Below are 13,954 nucleotides of genomic sequence, written 5' to 3'. Positions count from 1 at the left end.
TCAAGAGCCCACCCTACGTCCCTCCGGCATGCCGGATCGGTCTTTTACCCTTCGATCGCCTCGAACGCGTACTGTACTTCGTCGCCGAATTTGTCGAGGAACATCAGCGAACGCACGCCCTGCGCTGCCGCATCGAAATCGCCGGCGTCGAGCTGCTCCCCTACCCGCTTGAGCATTCCCTTGCGCTCGGCGCGTACCTGCGCGTCGAGTTCGTCCAGCGCTTCGGCATCCTTGGCCGCGCGTGCGTCGCCGAGGGCTTCGCGCCATTCCATCTGCTGCATCAGGAAGGCCATCGGCATCGCCGTGTTCGACTCGGTCTGCAGGTCGACGCCGTTCAGTTCGCACAGGTATTGCGCGCGCTTTTGCGGGTGCTTCAGCGTTTGGTAGGCTTCGTTGGCGCGCGTGGCCCATTGCATGGCGACGCGCTTTTCGGCGTCGGTCGCGTTCACGAAGCGGTCCGGGTGCACGCGGCCTTGCACTTCACGGTAGGCCGCGTCCAGCGCGGCAAGGTCGACGTCGAAGCGCGCCGGCAGCTGGAACAGCTCAAAGTGGTTCTGCATCACGACTTAAATACGGAAGCTCTCGCCGCAACCGCAATTGTCCTTGACGTTCGGGTTGTTGAAGCGGAAGCCTTCGTTCAGTCCCTCGCGGGCGAAATCGAGTTCGGTGCCGTCGATGTAGGCCAGGCTCTTCGGGTCGACGAAGACCTTGACGCCGTGCGACTCGAAGACGTTGTCCTCGGGCGCCGCCTCATCGACGTACTCCAGCTTGTAGGCCAGGCCGGAGCAGCCGGTGGTGCGCACGCCGAAACGCAGCCCGAGGCCCTTGCCGCGACGCTCGATATAGCGGTTGATGTGCTTCGCCGCTTTTTCGGTCAGTGTGATTGCCATGCGTTCCTCTCCAGCTTGAGTCTACTAGTTAAACGGTTGCGTGCTTGGTCTTGTAGTCGGCGACGGCGGCCTTGATCGCGTCTTCCGCCAGGATCGAGCAGTGGATCTTCACCGGCGGCAGCGCCAGTTCTTCGGCGATCTGCGTGTTCTTGATGGCCAGTGCCTGGTCCAGGGTCTTACCCTTGACCCACTCGGTCACCAGCGAGCTCGAGGCGATGGCCGAACCGCAGCCATAGGTCTTGAACTTCGCGTCTTCGATCAGGCCCTGCTCGTTGACCTTGATCTGCAGCTTCATCACGTCGCCGCAGGCCGGTGCGCCGACCATGCCGGTGCCGATCGATTCATCGCCCTTGTCGAAGGCGCCGACGTTGCGTGGGTTCTCGTAGTGGTCGAGTACTTTGTCCGAATATGCCATGTTGATGCTCCTAGTGTTCTGTAATTAGTGGGCTGCCCATTGGATCGAATTCAGGTCGATCCCTTCCTTGAACATGTCCCACAACGGCGACAGTTCGCGCAGTTTGCCGACCTTCGATTTCAGCAGCTCGATCGTGAAATCGATGTCCTCTTCGGTCGTGAAGCGGCCGATGGTAAAGCGAATCGAGCTGTGCGCCAGTTCGTCGCTGCGGCCGAGGGCGCGCAGCACGTACGACGGTTCCAGGCTGGCCGAGGTACAGGCCGAACCCGACGACACGGCGATGTCCTTGATCGCCATGATCAGCGATTCGCCTTCGACATAGTTGAACGAGACGTTCAGGTTGTGCGGCACGCGGTGTTCCATGTCGCCGTTGATGTAGACCTCTTCGATCTCCATCAGGCCCTTGGCCAGGCGGTCGCGCAGCGCCTTCACGCGCACCAGTTCGTCGTCCATCTCGATCTTCGCGAGGCGGAAGGCTTCGCCCATGCCGGCGATCTGGTGGGTCGGCAGCGTGCCCGAACGCAGGCCGCGCTCGTGGCCGCCGCCGTGCATCTGCGCTTCCAGGCGGATGCGCGGCTTGCGGCGCACGTACAGGGCGCCGACGCCTTTCGGACCATAGGTCTTGTGCGCGGTGAAGGTCATCAGGTCGCACTTGGTGGTCGACAGGTCGATCTGCACCTTGCCGGTCGCTTGCGCGGCGTCGCAGTGGAAGATGATGCCTTTCGCGCGGCACAGTTCGCCGATCGCGTCGATCGGCTGGATCACGCCGATCTCGTTATTGACCAGCATGACCGAGACCAGGATCGTGTCCGGGCGGATCGCCGCCTCCAGCTGCTCGATCGTGATCAGGCCGTTGTCCTGCGGCTCGAGGTAGGTCGCTTCGAAGCCCTGGCGTTCCAGTTCGCGCACGGTGTCGAGCACTGCCTTGTGTTCGGTCTTGACCGTGATGATGTGCTTGCCCTTCGTTTTATAGAAGTGGGCCGCACCCTTCAGGGCCAGGTTGTTCGACTCGGTCGCGCCGGAGGTCCAGATGATTTCGCGCGGATCGGCGCCGACCAGGGCGGCGACGTGGCCGCGCGCTTCTTCGATGGCCGCCTCGGCCGACCAGCCGTACATGTGGCTGCGCGAAGCCGGATTGCCGAACTGCTCGCGCAGGAACGGGATCATCTTGTCGGCCACGCGCGGGTCGACCGGCGTGGTCGCCGAATAATCCATGTAGATCGGGAAATGCGGCGCAGTCACGAAGCTCTGCTCGATTTTCTTGTCCAAAGGTGCGTTCATCAGTTCACTCCAGTATCACTTCAAGTTTGTGCGGTAGCAGCGGCGCGGTGCACCACGACGACGGCTTGTTCTTTTTGCTTCTGCTGGTCGACCAGGTCTTGCAGCGAGACCGAATCGAGGTAGTCGACCATCTTGGCGTTGAGCGTGGTCCACAGGTCATGCGTCATGCAGCGGATGCCGCTGGCGGCATCGGACCCGTGGCAATTTTCCTTGCCGCCGCATTGGGTGGCGTCGAGCGGCTCGTCGACGGCGATGATGATATCGGCCACCGTCACCTTTTCCGCCGGACGCGCCAGGCTGTAGCCGCCGCCCGGACCACGGATCGATTCGACGATGTCGTGGCGGCGCAGCTTGCCGAACAGCTGCTCCAGGTAGGACAGCGAAATGGCCTGGCGCTGGCTGATGCCTGACAGCGTGACGGGACCATTGCCCTGGCGCAAGGCAAGATCGATCATCGCAGTGACAGCAAAACGGCCTTTGGTGGTCAGACGCATCACAACCCCGGTAATGTTAAAATATTGCCCTTGTTCATTTCGTACTCGCTTTTCAAGGTCTTCGCTGCTGATGCATAAAGACCTGATTAGTTGAACGATTTAGTCAAGTATAGCAAATGTCGGGGGGCTTGTCTTGGCGGGCCCAAAAACGGCCAGGTGGGTGGCGGTGCGTTTTCGAGTGGTCAGCCGGTGCGTATCACCGCGTGGACTGCGCAGGCGATGAGGTTGTTCATCGGTCAATGGTGGAGCAGTCCACCCTACATTCGGGCTGTTCGTAGGGTGGCGTGCTCTACTCTATCGAATGCACCAACGCGACGCGTGCGCACTCCACGCGGTGATACGCGACGCCTCCCTACCGCGCTCGCAATCGCAGCAACTGCATCGGCCCGAACAGCCGCTGCATCCCCTGATGCCCGATGAACGAGAGGTTATACGGATGCTCCGCATACACCTGCGGCAAGCGTTCGGTCTGCGGCAGCTTCCTCAACTGCTCGGCAATCTTTCCCCACAACACCAGCGTCGGCGGCGCATCGACGTCGGCGAGCACCGCCAGCACCGTCTGCAGGAACGGCAGCCAGCCGCGCGCATCGACCGCCGGCGCCACGTGCTTGCGAAACACCAGCGCCGCGTTCAGCAGCAGGAAGCCCTGCGCCGTCAGGTTGTCCTGCAATTGCGCCAGGGTCTGGATCGATCCGTTCGAACGCGCGGCAATTGCCACCGGCGCCATGGCCGCGCCGCCGGTGTCGTCCTGCTGCAATTGCCCGTCCGCCACCAGCAGCATCTTCATGAAGTTGCGCAGCGAAGTAGCCCGGTTGACCGGTTTCGACAACCCGGCCTCGCTCCACAACGCGCCGACGGCGCCATCCATGAAGCTCACCCCGGTGGCGCTGTCGGCGCGCGGATACGGCCCCTCCCCCACCAGCACATACCGGACCTGTGCGAGCGGCTGGGCAAAGGCGGCGAACAGGCGTCCCCGGGTCGGCAGGTAGTCGTCCTCGGCCAGGGCCGGCAGGTAGCCGGGATTGGCGGCCATGACCGCCTCCAGGCCGCGCAACAGGTGCGGCCGCCAGGAAGGGTCGGCCAGGTCGAGGGCATCCAGGATCGGGGTGGGAATGGCAGGATTATTCATGGTGCATGGCAGCAAAAAAGAGCGCCATTGTAGCCGGGCGCGAGCAAGCTCGGCGCCAAGGTTCCGCGCGTCAATCTGGCGTAGCCACGCCGGGAAATCGGGCATATTGATCGCCCCTTTCACACGCACCAGAGGAGACCGACCATGCAAACCATCCAGGACATCATGACGCGCGACGTGCAGACCATTTCGCCGCAGGACACCGTGCAGCGCGCCGCGCAATTGATGGACGAACTGAACGTGGGCGCCATTCCCGTGCTCGATGGCGACCAGCTGGTCGGCATGATCACCGACCGCGACATCACCGTGCGCTCGGTCGCCGTCGGCCAGAATCCTGTCTCGACCCAGGTTGCCGACGTGATGAGCACCGACGTGCGCACCTGCACGGCCGACCAGAGCGTGGAGGAAGTGCTCGACACCATGGGCGACGTCCAGATCCGCCGCATTCCCGTGCTCGACGCACAATCGAAAGTGATCGGCATCGTCTCGCTGGGCGACGTCGCCACCAGGCATGCGGCCGACGTCGACCTCACGCTCGACGAAATTTCGACGCCGTCGGAGCCGGACCGCTCGACGACCGGGCAGTCATGAAATAGAACTGCGGCGGACGCACTGGCGCCCGCCGGTTCGGTTACTCCGCGTCCGGCTGCTGCGACGGATGCGCAGCAGCAAACGCCGGCAGGTCGACGCACAATGCATAGATGCGGCTGATGTTCGGATAGGCGCCGAGGTCGATGTCGAAGCGCTGAGCATTGAACACCTGCGGCACCAGGAAGCAGTCGGCGATGGTCGGGGCGGCGCCGTGGCAGAACGGACCGGCGGCCGGGTCGCGCGCCAGGTGCGATTCGAGGCTGGCCAGGCCTTCTCCGATCCAGTGGCGGATCCACGCGGTTTTCTGCTCTTCGCTCAGCTTCAGTTCGTGCACCAGGTGGCGCAGCACGCGCAGGTTGTTCAGCGGGTGGATGTCGCAGGCGATGATCTGCGCCAGTTCGCGCACGCGGGCGCGGCCGGGCGCATCCTGCGGCATCAGCGGCACGGCCGGGAAGCGCTCTTCCAGGTATTCGATGATCGCCATCGACTGCGTCAGCGTGATGCGCTCGTCCTGGAAGGCCGGCACCAGGCCGCTCGGATTGATCTGGCGGTACTCTTCCTGGCGCTGCTCGCCGCCATGCTTCAACAGGTGCACCGGCACCGCATCGTAGCCCAGGCCCTTCAGGTTCAGGGCGATCCGCACGCGGTAGGCGGCGGAGCTGCGGAAATACGTATAAAGCTTCATTCTTTCCTCCCGTGATAATGCGCGACTTCGTGGTCGATGGCGCCGAAGATGCTGGCGCCGGCAGCGTCAAGCATTTCGATGCGCACGCTGTCGCCGAAGCGCAGGAACGGCGTTTGCGGCGCGCCGTGTTCGATGGTTTCGTACATCCGCACCTCGGCCAGGCAGCAATAGCCGACGCCGCCGTTGGCGATCGACGAGCCGTGCAGGTTGCCCTGCTTGTTGGACACCGTGCCCGAACCGATGATGCTGCCGGGTCCCAGTTCGCGCGTCTTGGCGGCGTGGGCGATCAGTTGCGCGAAGCTGAAGGTCATGTCTTCGCCGGCGTTCGGCTTGCCGAAGGGTTGGTCGTTGATCGTGACCAGCAGCTGCAGCTGCAGCTTGCTGTCATGCCAGGCGTCGCCCAGTTCGTCCGGCGTGACCGCCACCGGAGAAAATGCGCTGGCCGGCTTGGACTGGTAGAAACCGAAGCCCTTGGCCAGTTCGTTCGGGATCAGGTTGCGCAGCGACACGTCGTTGACCAGCATGACGAGGCGGATCGATGCTGCCGCCTGCTCGAGGCTGGCGCCCATCGGCACCGGCCCCGTGACCACCGCCACCTCCGCTTCCAGGTCGACGCCCCAGTCCTCGCTCATGACCGCGATCGGGTCGCATGGGCCGATGAAGGAATCGCCGCCGCCCTGGTACATCAGCGGGTCGGTGTAGAACGAGGCCGGGACCTCGGCATTGCGTGCTTTACGCACCAGTTCCACGTGGTTGATGTAGGCCGAGCCGTCGGCCCATTGATAGGCACGGGGCAGCGGCGAGTGGCATTCCATCTCGAGGAAGGACTCGGCATTGTCGGCACTGCCGGCATTCAGGCGGTCGTAGATGGCTGCCAGCTTCGGCGCGACGGCGTCCCAGTCGTCGAGCGCGGATTGCAGGGTGCGCGCGATCTTCGGGACGGCCTGGCAGGTGACGAGGTCGCGGCTGACGACGACCAGCGTGCCGTCGCGGCCGCCGGTTTTGAGTGTGGCGAGTTTCATGGCGAGTTTCCCATTGCGTAGATGCACACATTACAAATCAAACCGGACTATCATACAAACAATATTTTTCGCATTATTTATCAGAGTCTCTTATGAATCCGACCCTGCGCCAGATGCGCGCATTCGTGGCACTCGCCAAGACCGGTCACTTTACGTCGGCCGCACAGACCATGCACGTCACACAATCGGCCTTGTCGGGATTGATCAAGGAGCTCGAACAGACGCTCGGCGCGCGCGTGGTCGACCGCTCCACGCGCCGCATCGTGCTGACCGAGATCGGCCGCGAACTGTACCCGCTATTTAGCCAGATGATCGATGACCTCGACGGTGCGCTGGCGAACGTGGCGGACCACACGCAGCTACGCAAGGGCATCGTGCGCATTGCCGCGCCACAACTGATGTGCTGCACCCTGGTGCCCGAAGCCGTGGCCGCGTACCGTGCCGATTATCCGGACATCGACGTCCGGGTGGCCGACAGTCCGGTCGACAACGTGATCGCGCGCGTGCTCAGCGGCGAGTCGGACTTCGGCATCGGCCCCGAGCGTGAAGCCGCGCCGCAACTGGAAGCGCGCGAACTGTTCGAGATGCCGTTTTCGCTGGTGTTCCCGCAAGGCCATCCCCTGGAGGCGAACGAGCGCGTGACCTGGCAGGACGTCGCGCGCCACCCGTTCATCGCCTTGCAGGGACAATTTACCCAGCGCCTGCTGGCCGACATGCAGGCGCTGCTGCGCGAGGTTCCCCTGAAGCCTGTGAATGAAGTGACCTTCATGACGACCGCGCTGGCGATGGTCGGGGCCGGCCTCGGCATCACGGTCTGCCTTCCGTATGCCGAACCGCTGGTGCGCATGCACGGGTTGCACATGCGTCCGCTCGAGGAGCCGCGCCTGACGCGGCGTTTCTTCGTCTACACGCGCGCGGGACGCTCGCTGTCGCCGGCGGCGGAAAGCTTCATCGATTTCCTGTTTCCGTACGTGGACGCCAAGCGCAGCCAGGCGCGCGAGCAGCCGGGCGTGTGATTGGCTAGAATCGGCGCATGTCACATAACACGATCGCCATCAACCAACGCATGGACAAATTCGACGGCCACCACGAGGTCTGGCTGTTCGGCTACGGCTCGCTGATCTTCAAGGCCGATTTCCCCTACCTGAGGCGCCGCCCCGCTAGTATCCAGGGTTGGACACGCCGTTTCTGGCAGGGTTCGCACGACCACCGCGGCACCGAAACCGCACCCGGCCGCGTCGTCACGCTGGTGCCGGAAGACGGCGCGGTCTGCCACGGCATGGCTTACCTGGTCACGCCGGAAGAGTTCGCCCACCTCGACCATCGCGAAAAGAACGGCTACCTGCGCCTGGCGATAGACATCGTGTTCGACGACGGCGGCAGCGAGGAAGGCCTGGTGTACATCGCGACGCACGAGAACGCCGCCTTCCTCGGACCGGCCACCGAGCGCGAGATTGCCGTCCAGATCGCCGCGGCGCGCGGACCGAGCGGACCGAACAGCGAGTACCTGCTGGAGCTGGCCAGGGCCTTGCGGGCGCTGGGCAAGGATGATGCGCACGTGTATGAGATAGAACGGCACCTGGAGCAGCTGTGCGGAGGATAAGCGGCCATGTCCCTCAACGTGGCAGCAGAAAAAATACCATCCGTCAGGACGAAGCATTATGATGTCCAAAGTTAATCTTTCGACATCTGACCGGGGAATATCCAATGATCACGAGCATTGACGCGCTTGTCTATTTGGCGCTGGGAGCCGTCATTTTCGTCATGGCACTCGGGGCATGGGTCATCATGTCGACGCCGGAAAGCGCGGACGCCGAAACGAGGAAGCTGAGGTTTGCGGCTGCAACCTTCACCGGCATTACCATGCTGTTCGTGTTTATTTCCCTGCTCTACTTCGCCGATCGCGAGATCAAAGATGGCCCGGGCCAGCAAATATTCGAAAAGGGCTTCACCGCCCTGTTCACGCTGGCAGGCACCATCGTCGGCTACCTGTTCGGTTCGAAGAGTTCGGTCGAGGTCGTCTCCGCCGATCGCAGGGATCAACGCCGACCTGGCCCCGACCCGCGTTGGCTGAACCGCACTGGACGCTGAGCACGTTCCTGGCTGACGCCAGGCGCGCCAGGCCGTAAAATGCGGCCTGTATTTTTCAATTGCATAAGCGCCATATGGATACCAAAGACCAGCGTTACCTCGTTCAACAAAACAAGATCGCCGACGGCGACAAGAAGCCGCCCGTGTTTGCCCGCGTCATGCGCAGCAAGGAAGGCAAGTTCGAAGGCGTTTCCTTTATCAAGAACAAGGAAAAAGCCACGGTCATGACGGTGGCCGAGGCCCAGGAAGTGATCGACTGGGCGGCGAGCAAGAAGAGCAATGCCAAGGAATACGCCACCAGGATTATTTGCCTGGGGCAGTAATCGGCTGTTATTCAATTGTCGGCGTTTGGCGCGCGCACGCCCGCAGGGGAAGCGACACCTCGACGCCACCTCGTTGACACGAAGACCGAAGCAGATGACGATACCGACGACAAAGCCAGCAGTCCCCGCTGGCGAAGACGAGCGCAGCCGCGAAGAACTGCTGGCCGAGCTTCAGCACCTGCGCATGGAGTTGGCTTACCTAAAAAAGCTCGATGCCCTGGTCCAGACACGGCAGAAATCAGCCGCTCCGAAAAAGCGGAAATAGTGCAGGAACTAGGGCAGCAATATCGGATCAACGGTCTGCTCAAGCTTGCCGGTCTGGCACGTAGCACCTACTACTACCAGGCCGGTGTGCTCAAGGCAGGCGACAAAGACGCCGAATTGAAGGCGATGATCAAGGCCGAGTTCGAGCGTCACAAGGGGCGCTACGGCTACCGTCGCATAACGGCCGCGCTGCGCCAGCTGGGCAAACACGTCAATCACAAGGCGGTTCAGCGCCTCATGGTGGAACTGGATCTGAAGGCCTTGTCTGGTCAAAGAAATGCAAGTGCTTTGAAGGCGAAGTAAGCCAGGCAGCATCGAATACATTAACCCGCCGAGCAAAGCCTCCCCTACTGCCGCATCCATCTCGCCAAGCCCAACCTGCAACCACGCCAGTGGAGTCGGGTGGGCGGCCATGGCTGAGCTTCCGCTACTATCAAGGCTCGTTTGCTGATTAAAACAAATCCAGCTGCCCCGCTTTCTTCCCTGCCTTGCCCAGCGCGGCCGGCACCACCAGCGGCCGCCGGAACTGCGAGGCATCCAGGCCCCCGAAACGGCTACCCAGCTTGCCCAGCCCCAGGCGCTCGACGGTCTTGGTGAAGCGCTGGCGGATCAGATCCGCCCATACGCCCTCGCCGCTCATGCGCTTGCCCCAATCGCTGTCGTAATCCTTACCGCCGCGCATCTCGCGCACACGGTTCATGACGCGTTGGGCCCGTTCGGGGAAATGGGTTTCCAGCCATTGCTGGAACAGCGGATTGACTTCGAACGGCAAGCGCAGCACGGTGTAGTGCGCGCTGACAGCGCCGGCGTCGCGCGCTGCTTCCAGGATGCGCTCGATTTCCGGTTCGGTGACAAAGGGAATGATCGGCGCCACGCTGACGCTTACCGGAATGCCGGCTTCGGTGAGGGTGCGGATGGTGCGCAGGCGCCGCGCGGGTGCCGCCGCGCGCGGTTCCAGGGTGCGCGAGATTTCCGAGTCGAGCGTCGTCAGGGTCATGGCAGCGATGGCTTGTCCCTTGGCGGCCATCGGCGCCAGCAGGTCGATGTCGCGCTCGATCAGGGACGACTTGGTGATCATCCCGACCGGATGCTGGCATTCGCTCAGCACCTCCAGTACCTGGCGCGTGAGCCGATACTCGCGCTCGCACGGCTGGTAGGCGTCGGTATTGACGCCGATGGCGATGTGTTCGGGCTTGTAGCCGGGATGGGCCAGTTCGCGCCGCAGCAGTTCGGCCGCGTTGGTCTTGGCGAACAGCCGGGTTTCGAAGTCGAGGCCGGGCGACAGGCCGAGGTAGCTGTGGGTCGGCCGCGCGAAGCAATAGATGCAGCCGTGCTCGCAGCCGCGGTAGGGATTGAGCGACACGCTGAAAGGGATGTCGGGCGAGGCATTGCGCGACAGGATGCTCTTGGCGACTTCGTCCGTTACCTGGGTCTTGAAGGCAGACGCGCTGCCAATCTCGATCCCGCTTTCCCAGCCGTCCTCGAAGGCTTCGCGGCCATTGACTTCGTAACGGCCTTGCAGGTTCGAGACGGCGCCGCGCCCCTTGCGCGCTGCGAGCGGACGCGGCGGCAAGATTGGCTGCTCGGCGCTGTATTCTCGGTCAATTATTCGTTCGCACAGGTCCATTGGACACCTCGTACTGTATATTTATACAGTACTATACGCCCGTCTTTTTGTGAACTCAAGCGGCGCGTGTCAGCGGTGTTGCGCCCCGTCCGCGCTTATTTGCGCGCTGCGTCCTTGACGTCGACCAGGAAGACAAAGCGGCTGGAAGCCAGCGAACGCGGCTTCCACGGCGGGTTGACGACCGTGATGTTCTTCACGCCGAGCCGCGCGAAACTGGCCACGCTGTACGACCAGCCGATGGCCTCGGTGTTGCCGTAGCGTTGTTCATAGTACGGCGTCTGCCCCAGGGTGGTCACGCGCTGCTGCACGCCGATCTCGTCGAAAAATGCCTTTTCGGCCTGTATTTTCGGTTCGACCGAGGCCTTCAACTGGGCCAGAAACTGCGCACGCGCCGCGTCGCGTTGCGCGGCTGGCAAGGCGACGAACATTGCCTCCTGATCTTTGTCTGGAGTGAAATCGGCGCTGCTCAGGCCGCCGTGATAGCCGACGACGGCGAAATTGCTGACGATCTTGTTGCGTGCCGCGGTGAACACGTAATTCGCGCAGGAAGAAAAGCAGAATTCCAGCACCTTGACCGTAACGCCCTGCTGGTGCACCCACTTTCCCAGTTCGATTCCGGCATCGGTGTCGCCGCCCCGGCTGCGGATATGGAAAACGGTCGGCTTCTTGTCCTGCGCTGCATACAGATTGAAGGCTTGACGGTTCGATTCGGCGGAGACAGGGCCGATATAGTTGAGTTCACCGTTGTCGATGAATACCTGGGCCGGCTCGGCCGCATGGACGGCGCCGGCGACCGCAAGTGCGGCCAACATGGAGGCAAGGCGGAGGAACGGATGCATGCGAAATCTCGTCAGGTTGATCAGGTGGTCAACGCTGTCCTGACACGATCCGGCAACGGTTCACTCTTTCCTCAAGACATCGTCGTGTAGCGAGATTAACCGAGTTCCGCGAGAATTTCTATATTGACACCGGACGCGGCAAATACGCCGCCTGCTGGTCGACGAAACCCGCAAAGGCCTCGAACAGCGGCGCCAGCGGCGCATGATCGCCGCCTGCCTGGCCCAGCGCCCAGGCGCTTGCTTCGAGCGTCGAGAGCTGGTCCGGGGCATGGGCCTTGCGGATGCGGTACTGCGAGGCCGGCATGCCGCTCAGCGCCAGGCGCGGCAGGCGCTGCAAGGCCGGGTTCAGGTACAGCATCTTGCGGCTTTTGCGCCAGGTGGCGTCGAGCGCGACGATCAGCAATTGGGCTGGGGGCGGCAGGCTGGCGCTGTCGGCGACAAGCGCTCCCGGTGTTTCCGGATACAGCAGCACCGGCGTGCGTCCTTCGGCATGCAGCATCGCCTCCAGGGCGGCCGGATCGAACGCCTCGCCCACCGCCAGCCGGCTGCCGCTCACGCACAGGTGCAGCAGGCGCGCGCTGTTCTTGGCGTTCGCCACTTCCAGCGGGTGCTGCAGGACCAGCAAGCCGGCCGGCACCACCACCGGCCGCACCCATGCGCAGATGCAGGCGCTTTGCGCGCGCAGGCAGGTTGCGCAGGCGGCGCGGCGCGAGGGCTGATCAGATGTCATCGAAAGGGGTGCAAAAGGCCACGATTGTAGCGTAGCCAGCGCCCCGCGCCACCACATCCAATGCTGATAAAACGGCAAGCTTGCCCCCTTGCTCACGCTTTGTTGTCGATAGAAATAAGCATCTTAACCACACACAAAAATTTACCTCTGGAATTGCCGAAATGGATATTGCTCTGGCCCGCTCAGGTGCCTAGAATCAATTCATTCCTTCCAGCAATGCTGCCGCATCCGCGGTATGTCCAGAGTTGCCAATGCTTAGCCTTTCCTCCTCAGTTCGCAAGATCACCACCGGCCTGCTCGCCAGCCTGGCCTTGTTGCCCGGCATCGCGATCGAGCAGGAACTCGAACTCGATTACCGCATGAACGAGCAGATCGTGCAGGTGCCGGCTGGTCCTGAAAACCGCGCGATGCTGGAAACGACCGTGTTCCGCCCGAACGGCCCCGGCCCCTTCCCGCTGCTGGTCATCAACCACGGCAAGGACCCGGGCCGCCCGAGCGCCCAGCCGCGCGACCGCTTCTATCACATGGCGACCGCCTTCGTGAAACGCGGCTATGCGGTGATGGTGCCGATGCGCCAGGGCTTTGCGAATTCGACCGGGCGCTACCGCGACCGCGGCTGCGACATGACGGCCAACGGCTACCTGCAGGCCGACGACATCCGCTCGACGCTCGACTATGCGCGCACCCAGTCCTGGGTCGATGCCAAACACGTGATCGTGGCCGGCCAGTCCTACGGCGGCCTGGCGACGATGGCGCTCGGCACCCAGGACCTGCCCGGCGTGCGCGGCCTGATCAATTTCGCCGGCGGCCTGCGTGACGACAGCGACCGCTGCGCCTGGCGCTCGGCGCTGGTCTCGGCCTTTGCCGAGTACGGCGCCAACAGCCGTGTGCCCAGCCTGTGGATGTATGGCGAGAACGATTCGCTGTTCGGCCCGGACCTGGCCAACCGCCTGCACGAAGCCTTCATCCAGGCCGGCGGCAAGGCGCGCCTGGTCGAGTTCCCTTCGTTCAAGCGCGATGCCCACGGCATGCTCGCCAGCCGCGACGGCGAAAAGATCTGGCTCGACGACACGATGCGCTTCCTGAAGACCGTCGGCATGCCGACCGAGGTGATCCACAGCGTGCCGCCGCCGCCGACCCCGCCGCGCACCGAGTATGCGCAGCTGGACGACATCGAAGCCGTGCCCTTCCTGTCGGAGAACGGCCGCAAGGCTTACGCCGACTATCTGACCAAGATGACGCCGCGCGCCTTTGCCGTCTCGCCGAGCGGCGCCTGGACCTGGGCCGAGGAAGGCGAAGCGCCGGAAGCGCGCGCGCTGGCCACCTGCTCGGCAAAGAGCAGCGAGCCGTGCAAGCTGTATTCGATCGACGACTACATCGTCTGGAACGGCAACCGGGTCGACGCCGCCGAGAAAGCCAGCATGACCGCCTCGATCGCCGCACCGGCCGATGCCAATGCGCCGGGCGCGGTGGGTAGTACCGGAGCGCGCCAGGCGGCGCCGGTAGCGAATCACCCAGTTGCTACTGCGCAGTAATTCGCTTCGTCAAGCCGGCGGCGCACTGTTCTGGTGCG

19 protein-coding genes are annotated in these 13,954 nt (G+C 63.2%); 8 read left to right on the top strand and 11 right to left on the bottom strand.

The features are described 5' to 3' along the window. Positions 1-44 precede the first annotated feature (44 nt). The 6 genes from hscB to AC56LG_RS11045 form a co-directional block, all read right to left on the bottom strand. Positions 45-560 (bottom strand): Fe-S protein assembly co-chaperone HscB, encoded by a 516-nt coding sequence (gene hscB, locus AC56LG_RS11070; RefSeq protein WP_497166157.1) that lies wholly within the window; start codon positions 558-560, stop codon positions 45-47. A 6-nt stretch (positions 561-566) separates the two neighbouring features. Then, a complete protein-coding gene (iscA, locus tag AC56LG_RS11065) occupies positions 567-890 on the bottom strand; it encodes an iron-sulfur cluster assembly protein IscA (protein ID WP_379725405.1) in 324 nt (107 codons plus the stop codon). Positions 891-918: 28 nt separating this feature from the next. After that, positions 919-1,305 carry a Fe-S cluster assembly scaffold IscU gene (gene iscU, locus AC56LG_RS11060; RefSeq protein ID WP_192050594.1) on the bottom strand — a complete coding sequence of 129 codons (387 nt, stop codon included), beginning with the start codon at positions 1,303-1,305 and terminating at the stop codon, positions 919-921. A 24-nt stretch (positions 1,306-1,329) separates the two neighbouring features. Continuing rightward, positions 1,330-2,586: an IscS subfamily cysteine desulfurase gene (locus tag AC56LG_RS11055; protein ID WP_497166156.1), complete on the bottom strand. Its 1,257-nt coding sequence runs from the start codon at positions 2,584-2,586 to the stop codon at positions 1,330-1,332. 20 nt (positions 2,587-2,606) lie between these two features. Further along, on the bottom strand, positions 2,607-3,080 hold the full coding sequence (gene iscR, locus AC56LG_RS11050) for a Fe-S cluster assembly transcriptional regulator IscR (RefSeq protein ID WP_192050599.1): 474 nt from the start codon (positions 3,078-3,080) through the stop codon (positions 2,607-2,609). Positions 3,081-3,432: 352 nt separating this feature from the next. After that, positions 3,433-4,209 carry a uracil-DNA glycosylase family protein gene (locus tag AC56LG_RS11045; RefSeq protein WP_497166155.1) on the bottom strand — a complete coding sequence of 259 codons (777 nt, stop codon included), beginning with the start codon at positions 4,207-4,209 and terminating at the stop codon, positions 3,433-3,435. 144 nt (positions 4,210-4,353) lie between these two features. Between AC56LG_RS11045 and AC56LG_RS11040 the strand changes: the two genes are divergently transcribed. Then, complete coding sequence (locus AC56LG_RS11040) at positions 4,354-4,800, top strand: CBS domain-containing protein (protein ID WP_497166154.1); 447 nt, start codon at positions 4,354-4,356, stop codon at positions 4,798-4,800. 40 nt (positions 4,801-4,840) lie between these two features. Here AC56LG_RS11040 and maiA read toward each other — a convergent pair whose 3' ends face one another. Further along, positions 4,841-5,485 (bottom strand): maleylacetoacetate isomerase, encoded by a 645-nt coding sequence (maiA, locus tag AC56LG_RS11035; protein ID WP_497166153.1) that lies wholly within the window; start codon positions 5,483-5,485, stop codon positions 4,841-4,843. Then, entirely contained in the window at positions 5,482-6,507 is a 1,026-nt protein-coding gene (locus tag AC56LG_RS11030; RefSeq protein ID WP_497166152.1) for a fumarylacetoacetate hydrolase family protein, read from the bottom strand. The genes maiA and AC56LG_RS11030 overlap by 4 nt, the downstream gene beginning before the upstream one ends. A 92-nt stretch (positions 6,508-6,599) precedes the next feature. On the opposite strand from AC56LG_RS11030, the gene AC56LG_RS11025 reads away from it, so the two are divergent. The 6 genes from AC56LG_RS11025 (at position 6,600) to AC56LG_RS11000 (ending at position 9,488) form a co-directional block, all read left to right on the top strand. Continuing rightward, positions 6,600-7,523, top strand: a complete 924-nt coding sequence (locus AC56LG_RS11025; RefSeq protein ID WP_497166151.1) for a LysR family transcriptional regulator — start codon at positions 6,600-6,602, stop codon at positions 7,521-7,523. A 17-nt stretch (positions 7,524-7,540) separates the two neighbouring features. After that, positions 7,541-8,110, top strand: coding sequence for a gamma-glutamylcyclotransferase (locus tag AC56LG_RS11020; RefSeq protein WP_497166150.1), 570 nt, complete (start codon positions 7,541-7,543; stop codon positions 8,108-8,110). A 104-nt stretch (positions 8,111-8,214) separates the two neighbouring features. Then, positions 8,215-8,598 carry a hypothetical protein gene (locus AC56LG_RS11015; protein WP_497166149.1) on the top strand — a complete coding sequence of 128 codons (384 nt, stop codon included), beginning with the start codon at positions 8,215-8,217 and terminating at the stop codon, positions 8,596-8,598. Between the two features lie 74 nt (positions 8,599-8,672). Beyond that, positions 8,673-8,921, top strand: a complete 249-nt coding sequence (locus tag AC56LG_RS11010; RefSeq protein WP_497166148.1) for a hypothetical protein — start codon at positions 8,673-8,675, stop codon at positions 8,919-8,921. Positions 8,922-9,015: 94 nt separating this feature from the next. Continuing rightward, the gene (locus AC56LG_RS11005; RefSeq protein WP_497166147.1) at positions 9,016-9,186 is read left to right on the top strand and encodes a hypothetical protein; all 171 of its coding nucleotides are present in this window, start codon (positions 9,016-9,018) and stop codon (positions 9,184-9,186) included. After that, on the top strand, positions 9,186-9,488 hold the full coding sequence (locus AC56LG_RS11000; RefSeq protein WP_497166146.1) for an IS3 family transposase: 303 nt from the start codon (positions 9,186-9,188) through the stop codon (positions 9,486-9,488). Before AC56LG_RS11005 ends, AC56LG_RS11000 begins: the two co-directional genes overlap by 1 nt. A 148-nt stretch (positions 9,489-9,636) precedes the next feature. Here AC56LG_RS11000 and AC56LG_RS10995 read toward each other — a convergent pair whose 3' ends face one another. The 3 genes from AC56LG_RS10995 to AC56LG_RS10985 form a co-directional block, all read right to left on the bottom strand. Beyond that, positions 9,637-10,812, bottom strand: coding sequence for a PA0069 family radical SAM protein (locus AC56LG_RS10995; RefSeq protein ID WP_497166145.1), 1,176 nt, complete (start codon positions 10,810-10,812; stop codon positions 9,637-9,639). Between the two features lie 95 nt (positions 10,813-10,907). After that, positions 10,908-11,651 (bottom strand): hypothetical protein, encoded by a 744-nt coding sequence (locus AC56LG_RS10990; protein WP_497166144.1) that lies wholly within the window; start codon positions 11,649-11,651, stop codon positions 10,908-10,910. A gap of 118 nt (positions 11,652-11,769) precedes the next feature. Beyond that, positions 11,770-12,381, bottom strand: coding sequence for a tRNA-uridine aminocarboxypropyltransferase (locus tag AC56LG_RS10985; RefSeq protein WP_497166143.1), 612 nt, complete (start codon positions 12,379-12,381; stop codon positions 11,770-11,772). Between the two features lie 251 nt (positions 12,382-12,632). Here AC56LG_RS10985 and AC56LG_RS10980 point away from each other — a divergent pair, with 251 nt between their 5' ends. Further along, positions 12,633-13,916, top strand: coding sequence for a dienelactone hydrolase family protein (locus tag AC56LG_RS10980; protein WP_497166142.1), 1,284 nt, complete (start codon positions 12,633-12,635; stop codon positions 13,914-13,916). Positions 13,917-13,954: the final 38 nt, after the last annotated feature.

This window comes from Telluria sp. ZB2R32, assembly GCF_059685715.1.
This window is presented reverse-complemented; position numbering and strand designations above follow the sequence as displayed.

Excerpts from the sequence above, each read along its gene's own strand:
- hscB (WP_497166157.1), bottom strand. The coding sequence starts at position 560 with ATGCAGAACCACTTTGAGCTGTTCCAGCTGCCGGCGCGCTTCGACGTC.
- iscA (WP_379725405.1), bottom strand. The coding sequence starts at position 890 with ATGGCAATCACACTGACCGAAAAAGCGGCGAAGCACATCAACCGCTAT.
- iscU (WP_192050594.1), bottom strand. The coding sequence starts at position 1,305 with ATGGCATATTCGGACAAAGTACTCGACCACTACGAGAACCCACGCAAC.
- AC56LG_RS11055 (WP_497166156.1), bottom strand. The coding sequence starts at position 2,586 with ATGAACGCACCTTTGGACAAGAAAATCGAGCAGAGCTTCGTGACTGCG.
- iscR (WP_192050599.1), bottom strand. The coding sequence starts at position 3,080 with ATGCGTCTGACCACCAAAGGCCGTTTTGCTGTCACTGCGATGATCGAT.
- AC56LG_RS11045 (WP_497166155.1), bottom strand. The coding sequence starts at position 4,209 with ATGAATAATCCTGCCATTCCCACCCCGATCCTGGATGCCCTCGACCTG.
- AC56LG_RS11040 (WP_497166154.1), top strand. The coding sequence starts at position 4,354 with ATGCAAACCATCCAGGACATCATGACGCGCGACGTGCAGACCATTTCG.
- maiA (WP_497166153.1), bottom strand. The coding sequence starts at position 5,485 with ATGAAGCTTTATACGTATTTCCGCAGCTCCGCCGCCTACCGCGTGCGG.
- AC56LG_RS11030 (WP_497166152.1), bottom strand. The coding sequence starts at position 6,507 with ATGAAACTCGCCACACTCAAAACCGGCGGCCGCGACGGCACGCTGGTC.
- AC56LG_RS11025 (WP_497166151.1), top strand. The coding sequence starts at position 6,600 with ATGAATCCGACCCTGCGCCAGATGCGCGCATTCGTGGCACTCGCCAAG.
- AC56LG_RS11020 (WP_497166150.1), top strand. The coding sequence starts at position 7,541 with ATGTCACATAACACGATCGCCATCAACCAACGCATGGACAAATTCGAC.
- AC56LG_RS11015 (WP_497166149.1), top strand. The coding sequence starts at position 8,215 with ATGATCACGAGCATTGACGCGCTTGTCTATTTGGCGCTGGGAGCCGTC.
- AC56LG_RS11010 (WP_497166148.1), top strand. The coding sequence starts at position 8,673 with ATGGATACCAAAGACCAGCGTTACCTCGTTCAACAAAACAAGATCGCC.
- AC56LG_RS11005 (WP_497166147.1), top strand. The coding sequence starts at position 9,016 with ATGACGATACCGACGACAAAGCCAGCAGTCCCCGCTGGCGAAGACGAG.
- AC56LG_RS10995 (WP_497166145.1), bottom strand. The coding sequence starts at position 10,812 with ATGGACCTGTGCGAACGAATAATTGACCGAGAATACAGCGCCGAGCAG.
- AC56LG_RS10990 (WP_497166144.1), bottom strand. The coding sequence starts at position 11,651 with ATGCATCCGTTCCTCCGCCTTGCCTCCATGTTGGCCGCACTTGCGGTC.
- AC56LG_RS10985 (WP_497166143.1), bottom strand. The coding sequence starts at position 12,381 with ATGACATCTGATCAGCCCTCGCGCCGCGCCGCCTGCGCAACCTGCCTG.
- AC56LG_RS10980 (WP_497166142.1), top strand. The coding sequence starts at position 12,633 with ATGCTTAGCCTTTCCTCCTCAGTTCGCAAGATCACCACCGGCCTGCTC.